Source organism: Comamonas guangdongensis (genome assembly GCF_041079535.1).
Classification (GTDB): Bacteria; Pseudomonadota; Gammaproteobacteria; order Burkholderiales; family Burkholderiaceae_C; genus Comamonas; species Comamonas guangdongensis.
Genome location: NZ_JBFYGN010000038.1, coordinates 1 through 24,216 on the forward strand (window position 1 = coordinate 1; position 24,216 = coordinate 24,216).

Genomic DNA, 24,216 nt, shown 5'->3' on the forward strand with positions numbered 1-24,216 from the left:
AACAGGACCGTGAAACGACTTTGCGCCGATGATAGTGCGGGTTCCCGTGTGAAAGTAGGTCATCGTCAGGCTCTTACAGCGAAAACCCCGCAGTCCTCAAGGCTGCGGGGTTTTTTATTTGATAGATCAAGATTTGGTCGCATGGCGGATGAGCCGGGAAAGGATTGAGCATGCAGCTGCAGGACATGTTGTATTCACAGGGCTTTGGCATTCGCCGCGTGTGCTCCGGCCTGGTGCAGCAAGGCTGGGTCGAGCTGTGGAACCCCGAGACCGCCGCGTGGGAGAAGACGCTGGATTCCACGCTGGATCTCGACCCCGAGGGCCTGCGCTTCAAGGTGCAGGGCGTGGAGTGGGAATACCACGCCCTGGGCTATGTGCTGCTGAACAAGCCCGCCGGTACCGAGTGTTCGCAAAAGCCTTCGGCCTATCCCAGCATCTATACCTTGCTGCCCGCGCCGCTGCGTCTGCGTCCCAACAAGGGTGCGGTTCAGGGCGTGCAGGCCGTTGGACGCCTGGATCAGGACACGACGGGGCTGTTGCTGCTCAGCGACGATGGCCAGTTCATTCACCGCATGTCTTCGCCCAAGAAACATGTCTCCAAGGTTTACCGGGTGACCTGCAAGCACCCGGTGGATGCCAAGCAGGTCCAGCGCCTGCTGGATGGCGTGGTGCTCGATGACGATCCCAAGCCGGTCAAGGCCGCAGCATGCGAGCAGATCGACAGCCATGTGCTGGATCTGACCTTGACCGAGGGCAAATACCATCAGGTCAAACGCATGCTGGCCGCGGTGGGCAACCGCGTGGAAGGCTTGCACCGCTGGAAGATAGGCGGGCTGGTGCTGGCCGATGAGCTGGCTGCGGGCCAGTGGCGCTGGCTGACGGCAGAGGAGCTGGAGCTGCTCAAGCCGGGCAAGTAAGCCGCGCTTGCCATCGCCAAGGCCTGCCTCGCCCATGCGCGGCAGGCCTTGGCTGTTTTATGGACCGGTTCAGTGTTGCTGCACGCTGCTGGCACCGGCCGCATGTTGGAATTTGCCTGAGCTCTGCAGCACCGTCCCGGGCAGGAATTCAATCCCCGTGCGGCGCACCAGCTCTTCATAGCTGATGGGCTGGGTGACGCGTGCCGCATCATCGTTGGCCTGCCAATGAGCCCAGGCGCGCTGGCTCTGGGCGTCATAGACCAGCTTGTAGAGAAAGCTGGGCACGCGCACATGATTGGCGCCTACGGTGGCCGCATCGTCGGCAAACACCGGGCCGGTGATGACATAGACATCTCCGGCCGCGCGCTGGGCATAGCGGCGCGTGTCCTTCTCGATGCGGGCCCAGGGGCCGCTGTTTTGCTTGCTGGATTGCGGCACCATGTTCGCGAGTGAAAAGCTCTGCGCCATGGCCTGGGCGGTAGGCATGTCGCCCGCAGGCGCCATATGGCCGCGCGAATAGCCGGAACGCTTGTAGTCCTCGAGTTCGGCGCGCTCATCGCGGGGCAGGCGAGCATCGCTGAAGAACTTGTTGGTGCGCTTCTCGTCGGCATCATCGACCAGTTCCTTGTTCAGGCGCTGGGCCACAAAGACCGGGGTCTTGCTCTGGCCGCTGTGCAGCACGGCAAACGCGTCATAGCAAAGCGCACGCAGCTTGGGCTGATCGCCGAGTAGCGGCGGCTTGCCGCCGGCGAAAAACTGCGGGCATTGGCTAAAGCCCTGGGTGCTGCGAGTCGGGTTCTGGATGGCCTGCAGACTCGCGGGCAGCGGACTCTGCGGCGTCTTGGCCGTGCAAGCGATGGCTGCGAGCGATAGCAGAGCGACGGCGGCATAGCGCGCCAAGCCTGGGGCGGAGATTGCGGGAAAAGCGGGGGCAGACCGAGGGGTTGCGGATGGCATGCGAGATCAAGACGGAGCGGGAGGGGACGCGGGCGCCAGCTTGAAGGCGAGGCGCTTGCAGCGGGGCAGCTATACAAAAGAGAGCTGCGCTCGCAGGTACTGAAGGAATTTAGGCCAAAAAGTTCCTTCAAATATAGGCTGATCAAGCGCTGAGAGCTCTTATTTCAGGAATGCTTCGAATCCCTGCGTGGCTCGGTCCGGAATGTGGGGATCAGAGGGCAGTCAGGCTTGCGCAGAAGATGGCAAGCCGATGGGAACGCGCCGGTGTGTGCGTCTTTGCAGGGTCAGCTGAGCTTCAATCGTCTATGGATGCGCTCCAGCGGTCGCCCCAGCCGCTGTCCTGGCGCACGCGGTCGATCTCGCGCCGGTCCCGCTTGGTCGGGCGGCCGGTGTGCAGGGCGGCCAGGCTGGCCGCGGGTTCGGGCGCGAGGCGGCGCTGCTCGGCCAGCTGCTCGCGCGTGGCGATGCTCTGGACGGTTTCCTCATACAGCTGCTGGGCCACGGGCGCCGGGCCGCGCATGCCGCTGAGGCCGCGCACGATGATTTCCTTGGGAATATTGCCCTGGCGCAACTGAATGCTGTCGCCGACGCGGATCTCGCGCGAGGCCTTGGCATTGGCGCCGTTGACGGTGACGCGGCCTTTGCCAATCTCCTCCACGGCCAGGCTGCGCGTCTTGTAAAACCGCGCACACCACAGCCATTTGTCCAGACGCATGGATGCAATTTCGCTCATATCGGTATTTTGCTCCCGGGATCGAACTTCCACTTAACTGGATTGCGGATTGTGCTCTGGAGCCTCGGCGCTGCACAGCGGCAGTTGCACGCGTGCCTGCAGGCCGCGCACCCGGCCCTGCGCATCCTGCAGATTGCGCAGCTCGATTTGGCCCCCCAGGGCCTGCACGATTTCCTGGCAGATGGCCAGGCCCAGGCCCGAGCCGCTGCGCGCGTTGCCCGCCGAAAAAGGCAGGAACAGGCGCTGGGCCAGCTCGTCGTCGATGCCGCTGCCGCTGTCTTCTATGCACAGCAGCGCCCGGCCCTGGTGCTGGCGCACATCCACCTGCAGATGGCCGCCCTGCGGCGTATGCCGGATCGCGTTGTGCAGCAGATTGCGGGTCAGCTCGCGCAGCATCCATTCATGGGCGGGCACGCAGCAGGCCTGGGTTTCGATGGCGAAATCCATGTCGTGGTTGGCGATCAGCGGCGAGAGCTCCAGTGCCGCGTCGCGCACCACCTCGTCGAGCCAGGCGGCGCTGAGGCCGGGTTGGGCGGAGTCTTCCTGGCGCAGCTGCTCCACCTTGGCCAGGGCCAGCATCTGGTTGGCCACGCGCGTGGCCCGGTCCACGGTATCGTCGATTTCATCGAAGGCCTGTGCGGGCGGCAGATCGCCGCGCTTGGCGGACTGCACCTGGGCCTTGAGCACCGCCAGCGGCGTGCGCAACTGGTGGGAGGCATCGCGTACAAAGCGCTGCTGGTTGTCGAGCAGGCGGCGCAGCCGCTCCATGGTCTGGTTGGTCGCATCCAGCAGCGGCTGCACTTCGCGCGGCGCCTCGGGGGCGTTGAGCGGGCTCAGATCGCCCTGTGCGCGCTCCTGCAGGTCCTGGCTGAGCTGGCGTATGGGCCGGGTCGCGCGCTGCACCACGATGATGACGATGAGCGCCACCACCAGCACCAGCAGGGCCTGGCGAATCAGCGTGTCGCGCAGAATCTGCAAGGCCAGGGTCTCGCGCAGCTCCAGGGTTTCAGCCACCTGTATCACGGCCATGCCGCGTCCGGTGGCGCTGGCCACGGGCTGCAGCAGCACGGCCACGCGCACCGGGTGATCGCGGAACTCGGCGTCATAGAAATCCACCAGCGCCGCATAGGGCGGACGCTGCGGAATCTTGCCGTGCCACATGGGCAGCTCTTCGAAGCCCGAGATCAGCTTGCCGTCCAGCGTGGAGACGCGGTAGAACATGCGGCTCTGGTTGTCGGCCTCGAAGATCTCCAGCGCCGAATAGGGCACGATGGCGCGCAGCTGCGCCTGATCGTCATAGCCGGTGACGCCTATCTGCTCGCTGATGCTCTTGGCCGATGCCAGCAGAGTCCGGTCGTAGGCGGTATGCAGCGAGGACAGGGTCTGCTGGTACAGGCTCCAGGCATTGAGGGCGATCAGCAGCAGCACCGGCAGCAAAATGCCGGTCAGCAGCAGGCGCCGCAAGGACCAGGGCGAGCGGCGCAGGGGCTGGCCCGTGCCGCCTGTCATGCCCCGCCCTCGGCCTTGATCAGATAGCCGAGCCCGCGCAGCGTGACCAGCTGCAGACCGGTGCCGGCGAGTTTCTTGCGCAGGCGGTAGGCCACCACTTCCACGGCCTCATACTGCACATCGGCCTCGCCGGGAAAGACCAGGCTGAACAGGCGCTCCTTGCTCACCGCATGGCCGGGCCGGGCCAGCAGCGCATGCATCATGGCCAGCTCGCGCGGCGTGAGCTCCAGCACGGCATCGTGCAGATAGAGCGCGCCGCTTTCTTTTTCGTAGCGCAAGGCCCCTAGCTGTATGGTCTCAGGGGCTGATTTGGGTGTGAAGCTGTCATGGCTGCGGCGCAGCAGAGCGCGCAGGCGGGCCTCGAGCTCGTCGAGATCGAAAGGCTTGGCCAGATAGTCATCGGCCCCGGCGTTCAGGCCCAGCACCCGGTCGCCCACGGTGCCGCGTGCCGTGAGGATCAGCACGGGCGTACGCAGGCCCTGGGCGCGCGCGCGCTCCAGTACCTGCAGTCCGTCCAGGCCAGGCAGGCTCAGGTCCAGCACCACGGCATCGGGCTCGCGCGCCAGCCAGTGGGCCAGGGCGCTGGGGCCGTCCGAGGCCACATTCACATGCATGCCGCGGCGCATCAGCGTGCGCTGCAGCGTGGTGCGCATGGCGGTGTCATCTTCAACAAGCAGCAATTGCATGGCGCCGAACATAGCACCCCGCTAGCCGATTGCCGGCCGGCCGCGAAAGTATCCCTGTCTATCTAGGGATTGCCCTAGGTTCTTGGACAGCTATTTGACAGGCAGGCTGTCCATCATCGGCGTCACCAACTACATAAGGAGTACACCATGCGTCGTGACATGTTTCTGAAGTCTCTGGCGGCCCTGGCTGCTGCCGGAGCCTTGCCCCTGTCGGCACAGGCGGCGGCTGCCATCAAGATGATGCTGCCGGCCAACCCCGGCGGCGGCTGGGACACCACGGGCCGCGCCCTGGGCAAGGCGCTGCAGGATGCGGGTGTGGCTTCCTCGGTCACGTACGACAACAAGGGTGGTGCGGCCGGCGCGATCGGCCTGGCCCAGTTCGTCAACGGCAGCAAGGGTGACTCCAACGCCATGATGGTGATGGGCGCGGTGATGCTGGGCGGCATCATCACGGGCAAGCCGCCCGTGAACCTGAGCCAGGCCACGCCTCTGGTGCGCCTGACCAGCGAGTACAACGTGTTCGTGCTGCCCGCCAACTCGCCCTACAAGAACATGGCCGAGGTGATCGCCCAGCTCAAGAAGGACCCCGGCTCCATCAAATGGGGCGGTGGTTCGCGCGGCTCCACCGAGCACATCGCGGCGGCCATGATTGCGCGCGAAGTGGGCGTGGACCCGGCCAAGATCAACTACGTGGCTTTCCGTGGAGGCGGTGAGGCGATCTCGGCCATCCTGGGCGGCAACGTCACCGTGGGCGGCAGCGGCTTCAGCGAGTTCGCCGAGTACATCAGCACCGGCAAGATGAAGCCCATCGGCGCGACCTCCGGCCAGCGTCTCAAGGGCGCGGCCGCCAGCATCCCCACGCTCAAGGAGCAGGGCATCAATGTGGAAATCGGCAACTGGCGCGGCGTCTACGGCGCTCCGGGCATCTCCAAGGCCCAGCGCGACGAGCTGATCGCCCAGATCGAGAAGGCCAGCAAGAGCAAGGCCTGGGCCGAGGCGCTGCAAAAGAACGACTGGACACCCGCATGGCTGGCCGGCGACGCCTTTGCCAAGTTTGTGGACGACGAGTTCGCCAGCCTGCGCGCCACCATGGCCAAGTCCGGCATGATCTGATGATCCATGGCCCTGGCCTCGCGGCCATGGCCTATCTCTCTTTCGCGGGGCGCGGGGGCGGCGCACACAGCTGCAGCCACCCATCTCTTCGCCGTCCCGCATGTTTTTCCATTGCACAGATGCATGGCTTGGCCGCAAGGCCAGGCCAGGGTTTGTGCAGCCCCGTGATGCGTGGGGGTTGCTGCGCCAGGGCCCGCAAGGCCAGGGCAGAGCCGCTCTGACGAGTTCCAAAAATCACTGAAATCAAGCAACTCCATTATGTCTGAGTCATTCCAAAATCTTGCCAAGGCCGCAGAGGCCGCGCAGGTTTCGGCCTATGCAGACCCTAGCGAGCCGCAAAGCCCCAATGTGCCGTCCAGCATGGTGCAGACCATCGTGGGCGGTGGCGTGCTGCTGGTCGCCGTGGGCCTGGCCGTGGGCGCGCTGCAGATCCCTGCCGATTCCGGCTACGGCGGCGTGGGCCCCAACTTCCTGCCCTGGCTGTGTGCCGCGGTGCTTGGCATCTGCGGTGCGCTGCTGGTCTGGGAAGCCCGAACCGGCGGCTTTCGCCATGCGGCCGATCCCGGCGGCCAGGCCAAGGCCGACCTCCTGCCCTTTGTCTGGGTATCGGCCGGCCTGCTGGTCAATGCCGCGCTGATTGCCAAGCTGGGCTTCATTTTCAGCTGTGCGCTGTGCTATGTGCTGGCCGTTCAGGGCCTGCGCCGCGCGGCCGGACAGACACAGGCCGGGGCCGTCGGCACCTGGGTGAAGGACGTTGTGACGGGCCTGCTGATTTCGGCGCCCGTGTTCTGGATGTTCACCAAGTTCCTGGCCATCAATCTGCCGGGCCTGACTGAGACAGGGTGGCTGTAATGGATATTTTCAACGCACTCATGGCCGGCTTTGCCACGGCCATCACACCCGTCAATCTGCTGTGGGCCCTGGTGGGCTGCGCACTGGGCACGGCCGTGGGCGTGCTGCCCGGCATCGGCCCTGCCGTGGCCGTGGCCATGCTGTTGCCGATCACCGCCAAGGTGGACGTGACGGCGTCCATGATCTTCTTCTCCGGCATCTACTACGGTGCCATGTACGGCGGCTCGACCACCTCCATCCTGCTGAACACGCCGGGTGAAACGGCTTCCATGGTCACGGCCATGGAAGGCAACAAGATGGCCAAGAGCGGCCGCGCCGGCGCCGCGCTGGCCACGGCTGCCATTGGCTCCTTCGTGGCCGGTACCTTTGCCACCGTGGTGGTGACGCTGTTCGCTCCCTATGTGGCCGACTTCGCCGTCAAGTTGGGACCGCCCGAGTACTTCATGCTGATGGTGCTGGCCTTCACCACCGTGAGCGCCGTGCTGGGCCAGAGCTCGCTGCGCGGCATGACCTCGCTGTTCGTGGGCCTGGCTGCGGGCCTGATCGGCATGGACCAGATCTCGGGTGCGGCCCGCTACACGGGCGGCCAGATGGAACTGCTGGACGGCATCGATATCGTGCTGGTGGCCGTGGGCCTGTTTGCCGTGGCCGAGGTGCTGTACGCAGCCATCTACGAAGGCAAGGTGGAAGAATCCCAGAACAAGCTGACCCGCGTCCATATGACCAAGCGTGACTGGAAGCGCTCCGTCCCCGCCTGGATTCGCGGCACGGTCATCGGTACGCCTTTCGGCTGTATTCCTGCCGGTGGCACCGAGATCCCGACCTTCCTCAGCTATGCCACTGAAAAGAAGCTGGCCAAGGGCGAGGACAAGGAAGAGTTCGGCAAGAGCGGCGCCATCGAAGGCGTGGCCGGTCCCGAAGCCGCCAACAACGCCACGGTGACGGCGGCCCTGATCCCGCTGCTGACCCTGGGCATTCCCACCAGCAACACCACGGCCGTGCTGCTGGGCGCGTTCCAGAACTACGGCATCAACCCCGGCCCGCAGCTGTTCACCAGCTCCGCGGCCCTGGTCTGGGCGCTGATCGCCTCGCTGTATATCGGCAATGTGATGCTGCTGGTGCTGAACCTGCCCATGGTGGGCCTGTGGGTCAAGCTGCTGAAGATCCCGCGCCCCCAGCTGTATGCGGGCATTCTGATCTTCGCCACCGTGGGTGCCTACGGCATGCGCCAGAGCGCTTTCGATCTGTTCCTGCTCTACGGCATCGGCGTGCTGGGCGTGATCATGCGCCGCTTCGACTTCCCCACGGCTCCCGTGGTGGTGGGCATGATCCTGGGCCCTCTGGCCGAAGCGCAGATGCGCAACGCGGTCTCCATCGGCGAAGGCAGCTGGATGATCTTCCTCCAGCGCCCCATGTCGCTGACGCTGGTCATCATCGTGCTGGCCGTGCTGATCGTTCCCCGAGTGCTCAAGCGCATCTCGGAGTCCAGGCCCGAGGCCCGGGAGGCCGCTATCGCCTGACACAGCTTTGCCAACCTGCCGCGGGGGCGTTACGCATGGAACCCGCTGCATTCACGTCCCTCGTTCATCACAGTGAACGGGGGATTTTTTTATGGCCGTCGGGCTTCGATTCGTTGCCGGGCGTTCGCCAGCGGCTCTCGCTGTGATCGCCGATGAGATCGGCTTTGCAGGGCTGCCCCGATGTCCGGGGCCCGCATTGCACCTACCATGGCCGGATGATGGAAATCAGCGCCACGGCAATCTCCGATCCCGCCGCCCGCATGCCGGGCCAAGGCCTGCCCATGGATGCCGATGGCATTTATGCGCTGGCGGCTCGCTCCATGTTTCAGCTGTTCTCGTCGATGAGCCAGGGCATGTTCCTGGTCGACAAGACCGGGCGCATTGTCTGGGTCAACCAGGGCTATGAGCGCTTTCTGCCCCGGCTGGGTGTGGCCTCGGTCGGCGATTTTCTGGGGCATATGGTGGAGGAGGTCATTCCCAATACCCAGATGCGCCGCGTGCTCGAGACCGGCCAGCCGGTGCTGATCGACCTGCTGACGAATGGCGCCGGTACCTTCGTGGTCAGCCGCCTGCCCTTGCAGGACGAGGACGGCGCCGTGCTGGGCGCCATAGGCATTGTGCTGTTCGATCAGCCCGAAACCACGCTGCAGCCGCTGATCAGCAAGTTTGCGCTGCTGCAGCGCGACCTCGACGAAGCCCGGCGCGAGCTCGCGGCCCAGCGCAGCCGCAGCCAGCGCGCCGCCACCCAGGGCGAGCGCCGCGCCAAGTACAGTTTTGCGAGCTTTGTAGGCAGCAGTCCCGCCGCCGTGGAAGTCAAGCGCCAGGCGCGGCGCGCGGCCCAGTCCATGAGCCCTGTGCTGCTGCTGGGCGAGACGGGGACCGGCAAGGAGGTGCTGGCCCACGCCATCCATGCGGCCTCGGCCCGCGCCGCCGGGCCGTTTGTCGGCGTCAACATCGCGGCCATTCCGGAAAGCCTGCTGGAGGCCGAATTCTTTGGCGTGGCTCCGGGGGCCTTCACGGGCGCCGAGCGCAAGCCGCGCGACGGTAAATTCAAGCTCGCCGACGGCGGTACCCTGTTCCTCGACGAGATCGGCGATATGCCGCCCAGCCTGCAGGCCAAGCTGTTGCGCGCCTTGCAGGAGGGCGAGATCGAGCCGCTGGGCTCGAACCAGATCGTGCGCTTCGATGCGCGTGTGGTGGCTGCGACATCGCGCGATCTGGCGCAGATGGTGCGCGACGGACAGTTTCGCGAAGACCTGTTCTACCGCCTGCATGTGCTGCCGATACGCGTGCCGCCGCTGCGCGAGCGCCGCAGCGACATTCCGGCGTTGGTGGAGGTGCTGGGCGAGGACCTGGCCCTGCGCAACGACATGCCGCCGCCCGAACTGGGCAGCGGGGCGCTGGAGCTGCTGGCGGTCCAGGCCTGGCGCGGCAATATCCGCGAGCTGCGCAATGTGCTGGAGCAGGCGGCCATGCGCAGCGATGATGCGAGTCTGGACGCGGCCCTGCTGGCCGAAGTGCTGCGCTCCTCGGGCGTGGAGCCGCTGACGCCGCATCCCGGCTGTGGGCCGTCGGTTCATGGCAGGGGGCCGCAGGATGGAGCCGGCCTGCTCAGGCCTCTGGCGGATCAGGTGGCCGAACTGGAGGCGCGCGCCATAAGGGCGGCGCTGGCGGCGCATGGCGGCAACAAGCTGGCCGTGGCCAGGGCGCTGGGCATTTCGCGCGCCAAGCTTTACGACAGGCTGGAACAGCTGAATCTTTGATCGATACATGCAACTCCAGGGAATACCCTGGGCAGCCAGGATTCGGTTTGTTTTTATAGTTATAAAAAATATCTAATTTCAAACCCGGAGACAGCATGGCGGTGGAACAAGGGCAGGTGTTGTGGCAACCCTCGCAGCAACAGATGGAGCAAAGCGGCCTCTGGCATTACATGGACTGGCTGCGCGCCAGCCGCGGCCGCGACTTCCGGGACTATGCGGCGCTGTGGCAGTGGTCGGCCACGGATGTAGCAGGCTTCTGGCGCTCCATCTGGGACTATTTCGCCATCCAGGCCGACGGCGATCCGACCGCGGTGCTCAGCACGCACAGCATGCCGGGCGCGCAGTGGTTTCCGGATACGGCGCTCAATTACGCCGAACATGTCTTCCGCCAGGCCACGGACTCGCGCCCGGCCATCATTGCGCGCTGCGAGGGGCAGCCGCCCCAGGAAATGGCCTGGCGGCAGCTGCAGCGCGATGTGGGCGCGCTGGCCGCGACCCTGCGCGGCCTGGGCATAGGGCGCGGCGACCGGGTCGTGGCCTATCTGCCCAATGTGCCGCAGACCGTGGTGGCGTTTCTGGCCTGTGCCAGCCTGGGCGCCGTCTGGTCCAGCTGTGCGCCGGAGATGGGGGTCTCCGTGGTGCTCGACCGTTTCCAGCAGATTGCACCCAAGCTGATCTTCGCCACCGACAGCTATGCCTATGGCGGCAAGCAGTTTGACCGCCGCGAAGTGCTGAGCGATGTGCTGCAAGGCCTGCCCGAAATCGCCCATGTGATCCATGTGCCCGGCCCCTTGTTTGGCCGGGATACGGAGCATGCATCTGTACCCTGGCGTAGCTGCATGAGCTGGCAGCAGGCGGTGCATGAAGAGGCCGAGCTGCAGTTCGAGCGCGTACCGTTCTCCCATCCGCTGTGGGTGGTGTATTCCTCGGGCACGACGGGCCTGCCCAAGGCCATGGTTCACAGCCACGGCGGCATCGTGCTCACCCATCTCAAGACCAACCGTCTGCAGCACGATGTGCGGCCCGGCGACCGCTTCATGTTCCTGGGCAGCACGGGCTGGATTGTCTGGAATCTGATGATAGGCAGCCTGCTGGCGGGCGCGACCGTGGTGCTGTCCGATGGCAATCCCACGGCGCCTAATGATGATGCGCTCTGGGACTTCATCGACCAATATCAGGTCAGCATCTTTGGCTGCGGCGCGGCTTTCCTCATCAAGAGCATGAAGGATGGCGTGCAGCCGGGCCGGGGCCGCAAGTTCGAGAAGCTGCGCGCCATCAATTCCACGGGCTCGCCGCTGCCGCTCGATGCCTATGCCTGGGTCTACGAGAACGTCAAGAGTGATCTCTGGCTGGCATCGATCAGCGGCGGCACCGACATCGCCTCGGGCTTTGTGGCCTGCGCTCCGATACTGCCCGTGAACGCTGGCGAGATCCAGTGCCGCGAGCTGGGCGTGGCCGCCCATGCCTTCAACGAGCAGGGCCAAGCCGTGGTCGGCGAAGTCGGCGAGCTGGTGATCACCGAACCCATGCCTTCCATGCCCGTGTTCTTCTGGAACGACGAGCAGGGCAAGCGCTACCACGACAGCTATTTCGATGTCTTTGCCGGCTGCTGGCGCCACGGCGACTGGATAGAGTTCAGCGAGCGCGGCACGGCCGTGATCTATGGCCGCTCGGACAGCACCATCAACCGCTTCGGCATACGCATGGGCACGGCTGAGATCTACCGTGTGGTCGAGGAGCTCGAGGCCGTCAAGGACAGCCTGGTGGTCGATCTCGAATACCTGGGCCGCCCGTCCTTCATGCCGCTGTTTGTGACCCTGGCTCAGGGCCAGACGCTGACGGACGAGCTGGTCGCCCAGATCAAGAACGCGATCAAGACCAAGGCCTCGGCCCGCCATGTGCCCAATGTGGTGGTGCAGGTGGCCGAGATTCCGCGCACCCTGAGCGGCAAAAAGATGGAGGTGCCCATACGCAAGCTGCTGCTGGGCGCCGAGGCGGCCCAGGTGGCCAGCCCCGATGCCATGGCCAACCCGTCCAGCATCGATTTCTTTATTCAATTTCGAGAGCAGGTGCCGCAGGCGTGACAAGCGCTTGAGGCCGATCTGACTCATTACCCCAAAGCAGGCTCACTCATGAATCATCAAGACCTGATCGCCATAGACTTTCATACCCATGCCGAGGTCAGCTGCCGCAACCCCTTTGACAGCTATGGCGAGGAGTACGACCGCGCGGCCGACAAATACTTCGGCAGCTCGCTGCGCCCGACGATTGCCGAGACCATCGCCTATTACCGCGAGCGCAAGATCGGCCTGGTGATGTTCACCGTGGACAGCGAGGCGCAGCTGGGCCGCCGCCGCATTCCCAACGAGGAGATTGCCGACGCCGCGCGCGAGAACAGCGACCTGATGATCGCCTTTGCCAGCATCGATCCGCACAAGGGCAAGATGGGCGCGCGCGAGGCCGAACGCCTGATCACCGAATGCGGCGTCAAGGGCTTCAAGTTCCATCCCACGGTCCAGGGTTTCCATCCCTATGACCGCATGGCTTGGCCCATCTACGAGGTCATCAACCACTACAAGCTGCCGGCCATCTTCCATACCGGCCACAGCGGCATAGGCAGCGGCATGAAGTGCGGCGGCGGCCTGCGCCTGGCCTACAGCAACCCCATGCTGCTCGACGACGTGGCCGTGGACTTCGGCGATATGCAGATCGTCATGGCCCACCCCAGCTTTCCCTGGCAGGACGAGGCGCTTTCGGTGGCACTGCACAAGCCCAATGTCTGGATCGACCTCTCGGGCTGGAGCCCCAAGTACTTCCCCAAGCAGCTGATCCAGTACGCCAACACCTTGCTCAAGGACCGCGTGCTGTTCGGCAGCGACTTCCCGCTGATCACGCCCGAGCGCTGGATGAAGGACTTCGAGGTCGCCGGCTTCAAGCCCGAAGTCATGCCCGGCATCCTCAAGGGCAACGCCGTGCGGCTGCTGGAGCTCGACGGCAAGCGCGATTGAGCGCGAGGGAAAAGGATCACGGAAGTGGTCCTTTTTTGTTTCCGGGCGCCTGCTTGATGCTGGTGCGTTCCTGTCTTGAAATCAGGCAATGTCTGATATTCAGGCATGAAGTGTCTGGATTCCGGTCAATTTGGCGCCTGTGTGGAGGCCGTCGGGGAGGGCGCAAGCTGGCATAAAGCCTGCTATCTCTGCAGCATACAAAGACAAGCGGACATACCGCCACAAGGAGACTACAGATGTTCAAGCCCAGCCTGCTGCAGGCCGCTGCTTTGGCGGCCATGGTGATCCAGCTTCCGGCCGCTCTGGCCCAGTCCGAGATACGCATCGCCCATGTCTACAGCAAGACCGGTCCGCTGGAGGCCTATGGCAAGCAGACCCAGGCAGGCCTGATGATGGGCCTGGAATATGCGACCGGCGGCACCATGGCGGTCGCGGGCAAGAAGCTGGTGGTGATCGAGAAGGACGACCAGGGCAAGCCCGACCTCGGCAAGAGCCAGCTGGCCACCGCGTACTCGGACGACAAGGCCGATCTGGCCGTGGGCCCCAGCGCTTCGGGCGTGGCGCTGGCCATGCTGCCCGTGGCCGAGGAGTACAAGAAGATACTGATCGTGGAGCCCGCCGTGGCCGATTCGATCACGGGCGACAAGTGGAACAAGTACATCTTCCGCACGGGTCGCAATTCCAGCCAGGATGCGATCGGCAATGCCGTGGCCATAGACAAGCCCGGCGTGACGATTGCGACGCTGGCCCAGGACAACGCCTTCGGCCGCGATGGCGTCAAGGCCTTCAAGGAGGCTGTCAAAAAAGGCAAGCTGGTGCACGAGGAGTACCTGCCCGCGGCCACGACCGACTTCACGGCCGGCGCCCAGCGCCTGATCGACAAGCTCAAGGACCAGCCGGGCAAGAAGATCATCTGGATCGTCTGGGCCGGCGCCGGCAATCCGTTCAAGATCGCCGACATGGATCTCAAGCGCTACGGCATCGAGATCGCCACGGGCGGCAACATCCTGCCCGCCATGGCGGCCTACAAGAACCTGCCTGGTATGGAGGGCGCGACCTATTACTACTACGGCATTCCCAAGAATCCGGTCAACGAGGCGCTGGTGTCCATGAACTACAAGCAGTTCAAGGCGCCGCCGGACTTCTTCACGGCGGGCGGCTTCTCGGCCGCCATGGCCATCGTCACGGCGCTCAAGAAGAGCAATGGCGATACCAAGGCGAATACGCTGATCAAGGCCATGGAAGGCATGAGCTTCGACACGCCCAAGGGCCAGATGACCTTCCGCAAGCAGGACCACCAGGCCATGCAGAGCATGTACCACTTCAGGATCAAGAACGATCCGACCTTTGCCTGGGGCGTGCCCGAGCTGGTGCGCGAGATCAAGCCTGAGGAAATGGATGTTCCCGTCCGGAACGGACGGTAACCACCCCCTGAGTCGCTGCGCGCCTTCCCCCTCTCTCTTCGGGAGGGGGACGACGCCATCGCCGCGAGGCGGCTCTTGCTCGGCGTCTCTGGCTTGGTCAGCGCGCGGGCAAGGTTCAGTTCACTTTTTGATAGCTGCATGCGCTTGTGTATAGGGCGCTAGGGGCTGTATTCGCCTATTTCTCATGCTGACCACAGACAAGCTCACCATTCGCTTTGGCGGCCATGTGGCGGTCAACGGCGTGACCTGCTCCTTCGAGCCGGGCACGCTGACGGCCATCGTCGGCCCCAATGGTGCGGGCAAGACCACCTACTTCAATCTGATCTCGGGGCAGTTGCGGGCCACCGAGGGCAGGGTGTCGCTGCAGGGGCGCGACCTCACGGGCCTGGCGCCTTCGGCGCGCACGCGCGCCGGCCTGGGGCGGGCCTTTCAGCTCACGAATCTGTTCCCGGCCCTGTCGGTGCTGGAGAACGTGCGCCTGGCCGTGCAGGCCACGCGCCAGGGTGCGCACCGGCGCGGCATGAATCTCTGGAGCATCTGGAGCGACCACCGCGCGCTGCTGGCGCGTGCACAGCAAATCCTGGAGCAGGTGGCGCTGTGGGCGCGGCGCGACGAGCCGGTCTCGGCCCTGCCGCATGGCGACCAGCGCAAGCTCGAGGTGGCGCTGCTCATGGCGCTGGAGCCGCAGGTCTATATGTTCGACGAGCCCACGGCGGGCATGAGCCATGACGAGGCGCCGGTGATCCTCGACCTGATACGCGAACTCAAGAAGGATCGCAGCAAGACCATTTTGCTGGTGGAGCACAAGATGGACGTGGTGCGCGAGCTGGCCGACCGCATCATCGTGCTGACCAACGGCACGCTGGTGGCCGACGGGCTGCCGGCCGAGGTGATCGCTTCGCCCGTGGTGCAGCAGGCATACCTGGGGCTGACGCCCCAGGATGCCGTTGGCGGCACTGAGGCTCCCCCCCATTCCGGCCTTCCCCCATCCGGGGGAAGGGGAGAGCAGCCATGAGCGAGCTACTGTTGGAGCTCCAGGGCGTGCACACCCATATCGGCGCCTATCACATCCTGCACGGCGTGGATCTGGCCGTGCCGCGCGGCGAGGTCACCATGCTGCTGGGCCGCAACGGTGCGGGCAAGACGACCACGCTGCGCACCATCATGGGCCTGTGGCAGGCCAGCCAGGGCAGCATCCGTTTCGGCCAGCAGGACATCACGCGCCTGGCCACGCCGGCGATTGCCCGGCTCAACATCGCCTATGTGCCCGAGAACATGGGCATCTTTGCCGATCTCACGGTCAAGGAAAACCTGGTGCTGGCCGCGCGCTCGGCCTCGAACGCGGCGCGCATGGACCGCTCACGCCTGGACTGGATCTATGAGCTGTTCCCGGCCGTGCAGAAGTTCTGGGACCACCCGGCCGGCAAGCTCAGCGGCGGGCAAAAGCAGATGGTGGCCGTGGCGCGCGCCATGGTCGAGCCGCGCGATCTACTCATCGTGGACGAGCCCAGCAAAGGCCTGGCACCGGCCATCATCAACAACATGATCGAGGCCTTTGCCCGGCTCAAGGCCTGCGGCGTGAGCATTTTGCTGGTCGAGCAGAACATTGCCTTCGCCAAGCGCCTGGGCGACGGCGTGGCCGTGATGGACAACGGCCGCGTCGTGTACGCGGGCCGCATGGCCGATCTCGCGGCCGACGAAGCGCTGCAGCAATCGCTGCTGGGACTGTCGCTATGAAACCCGGAAATTCAACACAAAATCGGCTCAAGCGCTTGCCGGGCATGCGCTGGCAGCTATGGATATGAAAGTTCACCGAAAAAAGCCGATGATGGGCCGGGACCTGGACTACAAGCCGCTGCTGCTGGTGCCGCTGCTGGCGCTGGCTACCTTGCCCCTGGTGGGCTCGCCCAGCACCTGGCTCACGCTGACGGTGGCGGGCCTGGCCATGGGCATGATCATCTTCATCATCGCCTCGGGCCTGACGCTGGTGTTCGGCCTCATGGACGTGCTCAACTTCGGCCACGGCGTGTTCATCGCGCTGGGGGCCTTCGTCGCCACCAGCGTGCTCGGCGCCATGGGCGACTGGACGGGCTCGGCACAGCTGTGGCGCAACCTGGTGGCCGTGCTGCCGGCCATGGTGGTAGCCATGCTGGTGGCGGGTGCCCTGGGCCTGGCCTTCGAGCGCTTCATCGTGCGGCCCGTCTATGGTCAGCATCTCAAGCAGATCCTCATCACCATGGGCGGCATGATCATCGGCGAGGAGCTGATCAAGGTCATCTGGGGTCCGCAGCAGATTCCGTTGCCGCTGCCCGAAGCCATGAAGGGCGCCTGGCTGCTGGGCGAGGCGGCCGTGGAGAAATACCGGGTCTTCGCCGTGCTGGTGGGGACCGCCGTGTTCGCGGTGCTGGCCTGGACGCTGGCACGCACCAAGATCGGCCTGCTGATCCGCGCCGGCGTGCAGGACCGCGAGATGGTCGAGTCCCTGGGCTACCGCGTGCGCCGATTGTTCGTGGCGGTGTTCGTCGCGGGCTCGGCCCTGGCCGGCCTGGGCGGCGTGATGTGGGGCCTGTACCAGCAGAACGTGGTGGCGCAGATGGGCGCCCAGGTCAATGTGCTGATCTTCATCGTCATCATCATCGGCGGTCTGGGCAGCACGGGCGGCGCGCTGATCGGTGCGCTGCTGGTAGGGCTGATGGCCAACTACACGGGCTTCCTCGTGCCCAAGGTGGCGCTGTTTTCCAATATTGCGCTCATGGTGGCCGTTCTGCTGTGGCGGCCCCAGGGCATCTATCCGGTCGCCAATCGCTGAAGGAGAGGAAACCGAATGCTCAACCGTTTGCTCTCCGGCGACCTGCCGCGCAGCCGCGTGCTGGCCGTGATGCTGCTGGCCATCTTCGCGGGCCTGGCCGTGGCGCCGTTTTTCTTTCCCGGCGTCAAGGCACTCAATGTGGCGGCCAAGGTGCTGATCTTCGTGGTGCTGGTGGCCAGCTTCGACCTGCTGCTCGGCTATACCGGCATCGTGAGCTTTGCCCACACCATGTTCTTCGGCATAGGCGCCTATGGCGTGGCCATTGCCTCCACGCGCCTGGGCGCGGGCTGGGGCGCTCTGGCCGCGGGGCTGGGCGGCGCGCTCGTGGTCTCGCTGCTGCTGTCGCTGGCCATAGGCCTGTTCTCGCTGCGCGTGCGCGCCATCTTCTTCGCCATGATCACGCTGGCCGTGGCCGCGGCCTTTCAGACCCTGGCTTCGCAGCTGTCGGACTGGACCGGGGGCGAGGACGGCCTGACCTTCAAGATGCCCGAATGGCTGTCGCCCAGCTTCGAGCCTTTCGAGAACGATATCTTCGGCGTGACCATCGACGGCAAGATCCTCAGCTACTACCTGCTCTTCGTCGTGGCCGTGGCCCTGGTGCTGATGCTGCTGCGCATCGTCAATTCGCCGTTCGGCCGCGTGCTGCAGGCCATCCGCGAGAACGAATTCCGTGCCGAGGCCATTGGCTATCGCGTGGTGGTCTACCGCACCACCTCCAGCGTGCTGTCGGCCCTGTTCGCCTGCGTGGCCGGTGCCATGCTGGCCGTCTGGCTGCGCTACAACGGGCCCGATACCTCGCTCTCGTTCGAGATCATGATGGACTGCCTGCTCATCGTCGTGATCGGCGGCATGGGCACCATCTACGGCGCGGTGATCGGCTCCGTCGTGTTCCTGATCGCCCAGAGCTATCTGCAGGACCTGCTGCGCCTGGCCAGCGAGGCCGGCAGCAGCCTGCCCTGGCTGGCTGCGCTGCTGTCGCCCGACCGCTGGCTGCTGTGGCTGGGCCTGCTGTTCGTGCTCTCGGTCTATTACTTCCCCACGGGTGTCGTGGGGCGGCTGCGTTCCCCGCGCGCTCCATCCTGAGGGGCGCCAGTTCTCGTGCTTGCAATACAACTACCCAAGGAGAGGCTATGCGAGTGAGTTTGAGGAATCGGCGGATGACCATGCGTTGGGCGCTGACGGCCCTGTCCGCAGCCGCGCTGGCGGCCTGCGGCGGCGGCTCGCCGTCCAACGAGCTGCCCCGGGGCATCAAGGAAATAGGCACCACGCAGTATCCGGCCGCGACCGTGGGTACGGGCACCACGGCGGCCGCGCAGGACCTGCTCACGGGTGGCATAGGCAAGACCGGCCTCGGCGCCGCGGCTCCTCCGGCCTATGCCGACCCGGCCAATCCCACGGCAGCCGAGCTGCGCCGCAATGCGCTGTATTCCAACTACCGCGGCATTCTCGACCCCTCGGCCAATGGCGGCTATGGCCTGCTGTACGGGCCCAATGTCACGGCCCAGGGCCAGGTGACGGCCGGCGAGGGGCTGATTCCCGGCCGCGAATCGGTGGCCGTGCTCGACGACGGCACGGGCCGCAAGCAGACCGTGATTGCCGTGCTGGTGCCAGACAGCTTCAACCCCGGCAACCCCTGCATCGTGCTTGGCCCCTCGTCGGGCTCGCGCGGTGTCTACGGCGCCATAGGCACGGCCGGCGAATGGGGGCTCAAGAAGGGTTGCGCCGTGGCGCTGACCGATGCCGGCAAGGGCGTGGGCCTGCACAATCTGGCCGACGATACGGTGAACAAGATTGACGGCACCCGCGCCACGCGCACGGCCGCAGGCATGCTGAGTATTTTTGCCGCCAGCCTCAGCGATGCAGCACGTGCGGCCTACAACGCGGCCTTTCCGAACCGCATCGCCATCAAGCATGCGCACTCCCAGCAAAACCCCGAAAAGGACTGGGGCCGGGACACGCTGGCCGCGGGCCGCTACGCTCTGTATGTGCTGAACGCACGCTACGGCACGGTCGCGAATCCCGTGCCTTTCACGCGCTCCAACACCCTGGTGATCGCGGGCTCGGCCTCCAATGGCGGGGCGGCTTCGCTGCGTGCGGTTGAGCAGGATGACGACGGCCTTATCGACGGCGTGGTGGCGTCCGAGCCCGTGACCGAGATGCCGACCCGGGCTGGCTACGGAGTCCAGCTCGGCGGCGTGGCTGTGCCGGGCTACGGCAAGACCCTGGCCGAGTACACCACCTACGGCAACATCTACCAGCCCTGTGCGGCGCTGGCGCCGGCCGCGGCGCTGACGGAGTCATCGCTCTACAACTACATAGGCTCCGCCAACATGACGGCCCGTGCCAATGCGCGCTGCGACGGCCTTGCGGCCAAGGGCCTGGTCAGCGGGGCGACCCGGGACGACCGCGCCACCGACGCGCTGAACAAGCTGCACGCCTTTGGCTGGACGGCCGAGAACGACAGCATGCACAACGCTCACTACGGGCTGGGCAACGGTCCGATTCTCTCGGCCATGTACACCATGGCCTATGGCCGCTTTGCGGCCAACGACAATCTGTGTCGCGCCAGCTTTGCCGCGGTCAATGCCTCGGGCGACGTGGTGGCGGCGACACCCACGGCGCTGGCGCAGAGCTTCGCCACGGCCAATGGCACGGCCAACGGTACGCCGGCGGCCGTGGTCTACAACGACTCGGTGGGTGGGGCCAAGGCCTGGCAGTTCGCGGTGTCGCCATCCACGGGCGTGGCCGACTTCGGTCTGGACAATGCACTGTGCCAATATGCGCTGGTCAGTGGCCTGGATCCGGTCAGCGGCGCAGCGCTGACGGCCGCCAGTACTCCGACCAAGGCACAAAGCGATGCGGTGCGCGTCGGCGTGGCCGAGGTGCTGCATAACGCCAATCTGCGCGGCAAGCCGGCCATCATCGTGGCCGGCCGCAGCGATGCGCTGGTGCCGGTCAACAACAATGCGCGCGCCTATACGGCGCTGAACCGCACGCTGGAAGGGGCATCGAGCCGGCTGCGCTATATCGAGGTGCTCAACGGCCAGCATTTCGACGCTTTTCTGCCGTTCCCGGGCTTCGATACGCGCTTCGTTCCGCTGCATCCGTACTTCAACCAGGCCATGGATGCGATGTATGCCTATCTGAAGTCGGGCACAGCCCTGCCGGCCAGCCAGGTGGTGCGTACCACGCCACGCGGCGGCACGCCCGGGGCGGCTCCGGCCATCACGGCCGCCAACGTGCCGCCGTTCGCGAACCTGCCGGCCCAGGCCGACCAGATCGGCTTCAGCGGCAGCAGCTTGAACGTGCCGAACTGAGCGTCGCCGTCCTTAGCCGGCACCGGGGCCTTGGCAGGCTCGGTGCCGGGCTCAGGCTCCGCCCGCCCACTCCATTCATGCAATTGTTTTTGAGACACACCATGCAACCGCGCTCCTGTTATGCCGTCTGCGCCGGCTATGAAATCCACTACATGGACTGGCAGCCGGCCGGCGAACCCGTGGCCACGGTGATCGCCTGGCATGGCCTGGCCCGAACGGGCCGCGACATGGATGCGCTGGCGCAATTCCTGGCCGGCCAGGGTTACCGCGTGATCTGCCCCGATACCCTGGGCCGGGGCCTGAGCCAGTGGAGCCGGGCGCCCGGCGAGGAATACAGCCTGCGCTTTTATGCGCGACTGGCGCGCGAGCTCATGGATGGGCTGGCGCTGGAGCAGGTGCACTGGGTGGGCACCTCCATGGGCGGGGCCATAGGCACGGTCTGCGCCTCGGGCCTGTTCGAACCCGAACTCAAGCAGCGCATTCTCACGCTCACGCTCAACGACAATGCGCCCGAGCTGGCCGCGGCCGCGCTCGCGCGCATCAAGGCCTATGCGGGCCAGCCGCCGGTCTTTGCCACCGTGGCCGAGCTGGAGGCCTTTTTCCGCTCGGCCTACAAACCCTATGGCTGGCTCAGCGAGGCCGAGTGGCGCAAGCTCACCGAGACCGGCACGCGCCGTACCGACGACGGCCGCGTGACGCCGCACTACGATCCGGCCATGATCCAGCAGTTCACTGCGCACGATAACGACTACCTGATCTGGGAGCATTACGACGCGCTGTCGATTCCGGTGCTGCTGCTGCGCGGCGTGGAGTCGGACCTGGTGCTCAAATCCGTGGCCGAGCGCATGCGGGGCCGCGGCCCCGGCGCCAGAGGATTGCTGACCTGGCTTGAAATTGAGGGCTGCGGCCATGCGCCGGCCCTCAATGTGCCGGCGCATTTCGATGCCGTGCTGGCCTGCCTGCGTCAATAATCGTGGTGCAGATAGGCGGCCTGCTTGGGCAGGCGCAGGCTGACGAAGAAGGCCAGCACCATCATTGCACTCACATACCAGAAGAAGGCGTTTTCATGGCCCAGGGTCTTGAGCCCCAGCGCCACGTATTCGGCCGAGCCGCCGAAGATCGCATTGGCGATCGCATAGGCCAGGCCCACGCCCAGCGCGCGCACCTCGGGCGGGAACATCTCGGCCTTCACGATGCCGGACACCGAGGTGTAGAAGCTCACGATCAGCATCCCTGCCGTGATCAGCAGAAAGGCCGGCAGCGGGCTTGAGACATGCTTGAGTGCGGTCAGGATGGGCACGGTGAACAGGGCACCCAGGGCGCCGAACAGCATCATATTGGTGCGCCGGCCTATGCGGTCCGAGAGCATGCCGAACAGGGGCTGCACGCACATGAAGACCAGCAGCGCGAAGGTCATCACATAGCTGGCGGTCTTGATGGGCAGGTGTACCGTGTTGACCAGGTACTTCTGCATATAGGTCGAGAAGGTATAGAAGATCAGCGAGCCGCCGGCCGTGTAGCCGAGCACGGTGAGGAAGGCTGCCTTGTGGTGGTGCAGCAGGCCGCTGATGGTGCCGGCCTCGGCCGTGCTCCTGGCGGCCTCGGTCTGGGTTTCGTGCAGCGTGCGGCGCAGCAGCAGCGCGACCACGGCCGCGATGGCGCCGCAGACGAACGGAATGCGCCAGCCCCAGGCCTTGAGCTCGGCCTCGCTGAGCCAGGCCTCGAGGATGACGATGACCAGCACGGCCAGCAGCTGCCCGCCTATCAGGGTCACGTACTGGAACGAGGAGAAAAAGCCGCGCTGGCCGCGCAGCGCGACCTCGCTCATATAGGTGGCCGTGGTGCCGTACTCGCCGCCCACGGACAGGCCCTGGAACAGCCGGCATACCAGCAGCAGAAACGGCGCCCAGGCGCCGATCTGGCTGTAGGTGGGCAGGGAGGCGATCACCAGGGAGCCTGCGCACATCATGGTGACCGAGGTCAGCAGCGCGATCTTGCGGCCCAGCCGGTCGCCTATGCGCCCGAACAGCCAGCCGCCTATGGGGCGCATCAGAAAGCCCGCCGCGAACACGCCCGCGGTATTGAGCAGCTGGGCCGTGGGGTCGGACTTGGGGAAGAACGAGGGCGCGAAATACAGCGCCGAGAACGCGTAGACATAGAAGTCGAACCACTCGACCAGATTGCCCGAGGAGGCCGCCATGATGGCAAACACCCGGTGGCGTTTTTCCTCGCGTGTATAGGCGCGCGGTGCGGGCGGGTCGGCCTGTGCTTGGGCGGGCAGCGTGCTGTTGTATGACTGTTGCATGGACGGCCTCCGGCCAGAACCAGCGGACCGGGATCTGTGGCCGGCCATGGCCCTGCGCCGACCATCTTGCACCCGCGCCGCCGGCCTTGGCTGTCGGTCGATTGCCTGTGTGCGCATCGGAGCCGGCAAGGACCACGCGATTCAACCCTGGCGCAGCAGGGATGTGGCGGCGGCGCTAGCATGGCGCGCATGCGGCGAGGTGGCTGCAATCAGCCTGGAGTTGAGACCATGGGTTTTCTGGTGGATCTGATTCGGGAATACGGCCTGGGCATCGTGTTCCTCAATGTGTTCGTGGAACAGCTGGGGGCGCCGGTGCCGGCCTATCCCGTGCTGGTGGTCACGGGCGCTCTCGAAGGCACGAGCTGGGCCAGGCTGGGCTGGCTCACGGCCCTGGCCGTGGCGGCGGCCTTGCTGGCCGATGTGATCTGGTACCAGGCCGGCAAGGCATACGGCCACCGCGTGCTGGGCCGCATCTGCCGCATCTCGCTGTCGCCCGATGCCTGCATACGCCAGACCGAATCGGTCTACGGCCGCTGGGGCGCCAGGTCCCTGCTGGTGGCCAAGTTCGTACCGGGTTTCGCCTCGATTGCCAGCGCGCTGGCCGGCGTGGTGGGCACGCCGCTGCGCACCTTTGTGCTGTTCGACACACTGGGCGCGCTGATCTGGGTAGGGTCGGCCGTGTTTCTGGGCTCGCTGTTCGCCTCGACCGTGGAAGATCTGCTGGAGGTGCTGACGGCCCTGGGCAAATGGGGGCTGCTGCTGCTGATCCTGGCTTTTGCGGTGTTCGTGGCGCGCAAATGGTGGCAGCGCCACCGCGTGGCGCGCTCGCTCAAGATGCCGCGCATCTCCGTGGCCGAGCTCGCGGGCCTGCATGCCCAGGGCATACACCCCACGGTGATCGATGTGCGCGAGCCCATGCTGTTCGACCAGGCGCATATCCCCGGAGCCAAGCCCTGGCTGCGCTGCATGGAGCAGGGCAAGCCCGCCTATGAAAAGCTGCTGCCGCGCGAGCAGCATGCCAACGGCCTGGTGGTTTATTGCGACTGTCCCAACGAGGTGTCCGCGGCGCGCGTGGCCAAGCAGCTGCAGCGTGCGGGATTTTCCAATGTGCGGCCGCTGGTGGGGGGGCTGTCGGCCTGGGAAGCGGCGGGCCTCGATGTGGAGGCCGTGCCGGATCGGGTGGTGGACGCCAGGGTCTGAGCGGGCCGGCCAAGGACTGCCGAGCAATAAAAAAGGCTATGTCCCCGTTGAGTGTGGAAAAACGCCGATAGCCGCGAGGAGCATGGCTTGCGGGGTTGGCAGG

The 24,216-nt window shown here is 65.6% G+C and carries 20 protein-coding genes; 15 read left to right on the plus strand and 5 right to left on the minus strand.

The window, feature by feature from the left end; genetic code table 11:
• The first annotated feature begins 170 nt into the window (after nt 1-170).
• Nucleotides 171-917 carry a 16S rRNA pseudouridine(516) synthase gene (locus tag AB6724_RS20645; protein WP_369340424.1) on the plus strand — a complete coding sequence of 249 codons (747 nt, stop codon included), beginning with the start codon at nt 171-173 and terminating at the stop codon, nt 915-917.
• 69 nt (nt 918-986) lie between these two features.
• On the opposite strand, the gene AB6724_RS20650 is transcribed toward AB6724_RS20645, so the two are convergent.
• The 4 genes from AB6724_RS20650 to AB6724_RS20665 form a co-directional block, all read right to left on the minus strand.
• A complete protein-coding gene (locus AB6724_RS20650; protein ID WP_439329907.1) occupies nt 987-1,817 on the minus strand; it encodes a DNA/RNA non-specific endonuclease in 831 nt (276 codons plus the stop codon).
• Between the two features lie 352 nt (nt 1,818-2,169).
• A complete protein-coding gene (locus AB6724_RS20655; RefSeq protein WP_369340425.1) occupies nt 2,170-2,607 on the minus strand; it encodes an RNA-binding S4 domain-containing protein in 438 nt (145 codons plus the stop codon).
• A 33-nt stretch (nt 2,608-2,640) separates the two neighbouring features.
• Nucleotides 2,641-4,116 (minus strand): sensor histidine kinase, encoded by a 1,476-nt coding sequence (locus AB6724_RS20660; RefSeq protein WP_369340426.1) that lies wholly within the window; start codon nt 4,114-4,116, stop codon nt 2,641-2,643.
• On the minus strand, nt 4,113-4,814 hold the full coding sequence (locus AB6724_RS20665; protein ID WP_369340427.1) for a response regulator: 702 nt from the start codon (nt 4,812-4,814) through the stop codon (nt 4,113-4,115). Before AB6724_RS20665 ends, AB6724_RS20660 begins: the two co-directional genes overlap by 4 nt.
• 135 nt (nt 4,815-4,949) lie before the next feature.
• On the opposite strand from AB6724_RS20665, the gene AB6724_RS20670 reads away from it, so the two are divergent.
• The 13 genes from AB6724_RS20670 to AB6724_RS20730 all read left to right on the plus strand — a co-directional run bounded on the left by AB6724_RS20670 (nt 4,950) and on the right by AB6724_RS20730 (nt 21,579).
• A complete protein-coding gene (locus AB6724_RS20670; protein WP_369340428.1) occupies nt 4,950-5,915 on the plus strand; it encodes a Bug family tripartite tricarboxylate transporter substrate binding protein in 966 nt (321 codons plus the stop codon).
• A gap of 258 nt (nt 5,916-6,173) precedes the next feature.
• Nucleotides 6,174-6,767, plus strand: a complete 594-nt coding sequence (locus tag AB6724_RS20675) for a tripartite tricarboxylate transporter TctB family protein (RefSeq protein ID WP_369340429.1) — start codon at nt 6,174-6,176, stop codon at nt 6,765-6,767.
• Nucleotides 6,767-8,287, plus strand: coding sequence for a tripartite tricarboxylate transporter permease (locus AB6724_RS20680; RefSeq protein ID WP_369340430.1), 1,521 nt, complete (start codon nt 6,767-6,769; stop codon nt 8,285-8,287). The genes AB6724_RS20675 and AB6724_RS20680 overlap by 1 nt, the downstream gene beginning before the upstream one ends.
• Before the next feature lie 218 nt (nt 8,288-8,505).
• On the plus strand, nt 8,506-10,050 hold the full coding sequence (locus tag AB6724_RS20685; protein WP_369340431.1) for a sigma-54 interaction domain-containing protein: 1,545 nt from the start codon (nt 8,506-8,508) through the stop codon (nt 10,048-10,050).
• A gap of 95 nt (nt 10,051-10,145) precedes the next feature.
• Nucleotides 10,146-12,134, plus strand: a complete 1,989-nt coding sequence (locus tag AB6724_RS20690) for an acetoacetate--CoA ligase (protein ID WP_369340432.1) — start codon at nt 10,146-10,148, stop codon at nt 12,132-12,134.
• Between the two features lie 48 nt (nt 12,135-12,182).
• Nucleotides 12,183-13,058 carry an amidohydrolase family protein gene (locus tag AB6724_RS20695; RefSeq protein ID WP_369340433.1) on the plus strand — a complete coding sequence of 292 codons (876 nt, stop codon included), beginning with the start codon at nt 12,183-12,185 and terminating at the stop codon, nt 13,056-13,058.
• A 236-nt stretch (nt 13,059-13,294) separates the two neighbouring features.
• Complete coding sequence (locus AB6724_RS20700) at nt 13,295-14,482, plus strand: substrate-binding domain-containing protein (protein ID WP_369340434.1); 1,188 nt, start codon at nt 13,295-13,297, stop codon at nt 14,480-14,482.
• A gap of 184 nt (nt 14,483-14,666) precedes the next feature.
• Complete coding sequence (locus AB6724_RS20705; RefSeq protein WP_369340435.1) at nt 14,667-15,497, plus strand: ABC transporter ATP-binding protein; 831 nt, start codon at nt 14,667-14,669, stop codon at nt 15,495-15,497.
• Nucleotides 15,494-16,219 (plus strand): ABC transporter ATP-binding protein, encoded by a 726-nt coding sequence (locus AB6724_RS20710; RefSeq protein ID WP_369340436.1) that lies wholly within the window; start codon nt 15,494-15,496, stop codon nt 16,217-16,219. Before AB6724_RS20705 ends, AB6724_RS20710 begins: the two co-directional genes overlap by 4 nt.
• A gap of 88 nt (nt 16,220-16,307) precedes the next feature.
• Nucleotides 16,308-17,291, plus strand: coding sequence for a branched-chain amino acid ABC transporter permease (locus tag AB6724_RS20715; protein WP_369340442.1), 984 nt, complete (start codon nt 16,308-16,310; stop codon nt 17,289-17,291).
• 15 nt (nt 17,292-17,306) lie between these two features.
• Entirely contained in the window at nt 17,307-18,374 is a 1,068-nt protein-coding gene (locus AB6724_RS20720; RefSeq protein ID WP_369340437.1) for a branched-chain amino acid ABC transporter permease, read from the plus strand.
• Nucleotides 18,375-18,454: 80 nt separating this feature from the next.
• Nucleotides 18,455-20,608 (plus strand): 3-hydroxybutyrate oligomer hydrolase family protein, encoded by a 2,154-nt coding sequence (locus tag AB6724_RS20725; RefSeq protein ID WP_369340443.1) that lies wholly within the window; start codon nt 18,455-18,457, stop codon nt 20,606-20,608.
• Nucleotides 20,609-20,709: 101 nt separating this feature from the next.
• The gene (locus tag AB6724_RS20730; RefSeq protein ID WP_369340438.1) at nt 20,710-21,579 is read left to right on the plus strand and encodes an alpha/beta fold hydrolase; all 870 of its coding nucleotides are present in this window, start codon (nt 20,710-20,712) and stop codon (nt 21,577-21,579) included.
• Here the strand turns inward: AB6724_RS20730 and AB6724_RS20735 are convergent.
• A complete protein-coding gene (locus AB6724_RS20735) occupies nt 21,573-22,913 on the minus strand; it encodes an MFS family transporter (RefSeq protein ID WP_369340439.1) in 1,341 nt (446 codons plus the stop codon). The genes AB6724_RS20730 and AB6724_RS20735 overlap by 7 nt on opposite strands.
• A 228-nt stretch (nt 22,914-23,141) precedes the next feature.
• On the opposite strand from AB6724_RS20735, the gene AB6724_RS20740 reads away from it, so the two are divergent.
• A complete protein-coding gene (locus AB6724_RS20740; RefSeq protein ID WP_369340440.1) occupies nt 23,142-24,113 on the plus strand; it encodes a rhodanese-like domain-containing protein in 972 nt (323 codons plus the stop codon).
• The last annotated feature ends 103 nt before the right edge of the window (nt 24,114-24,216 follow it).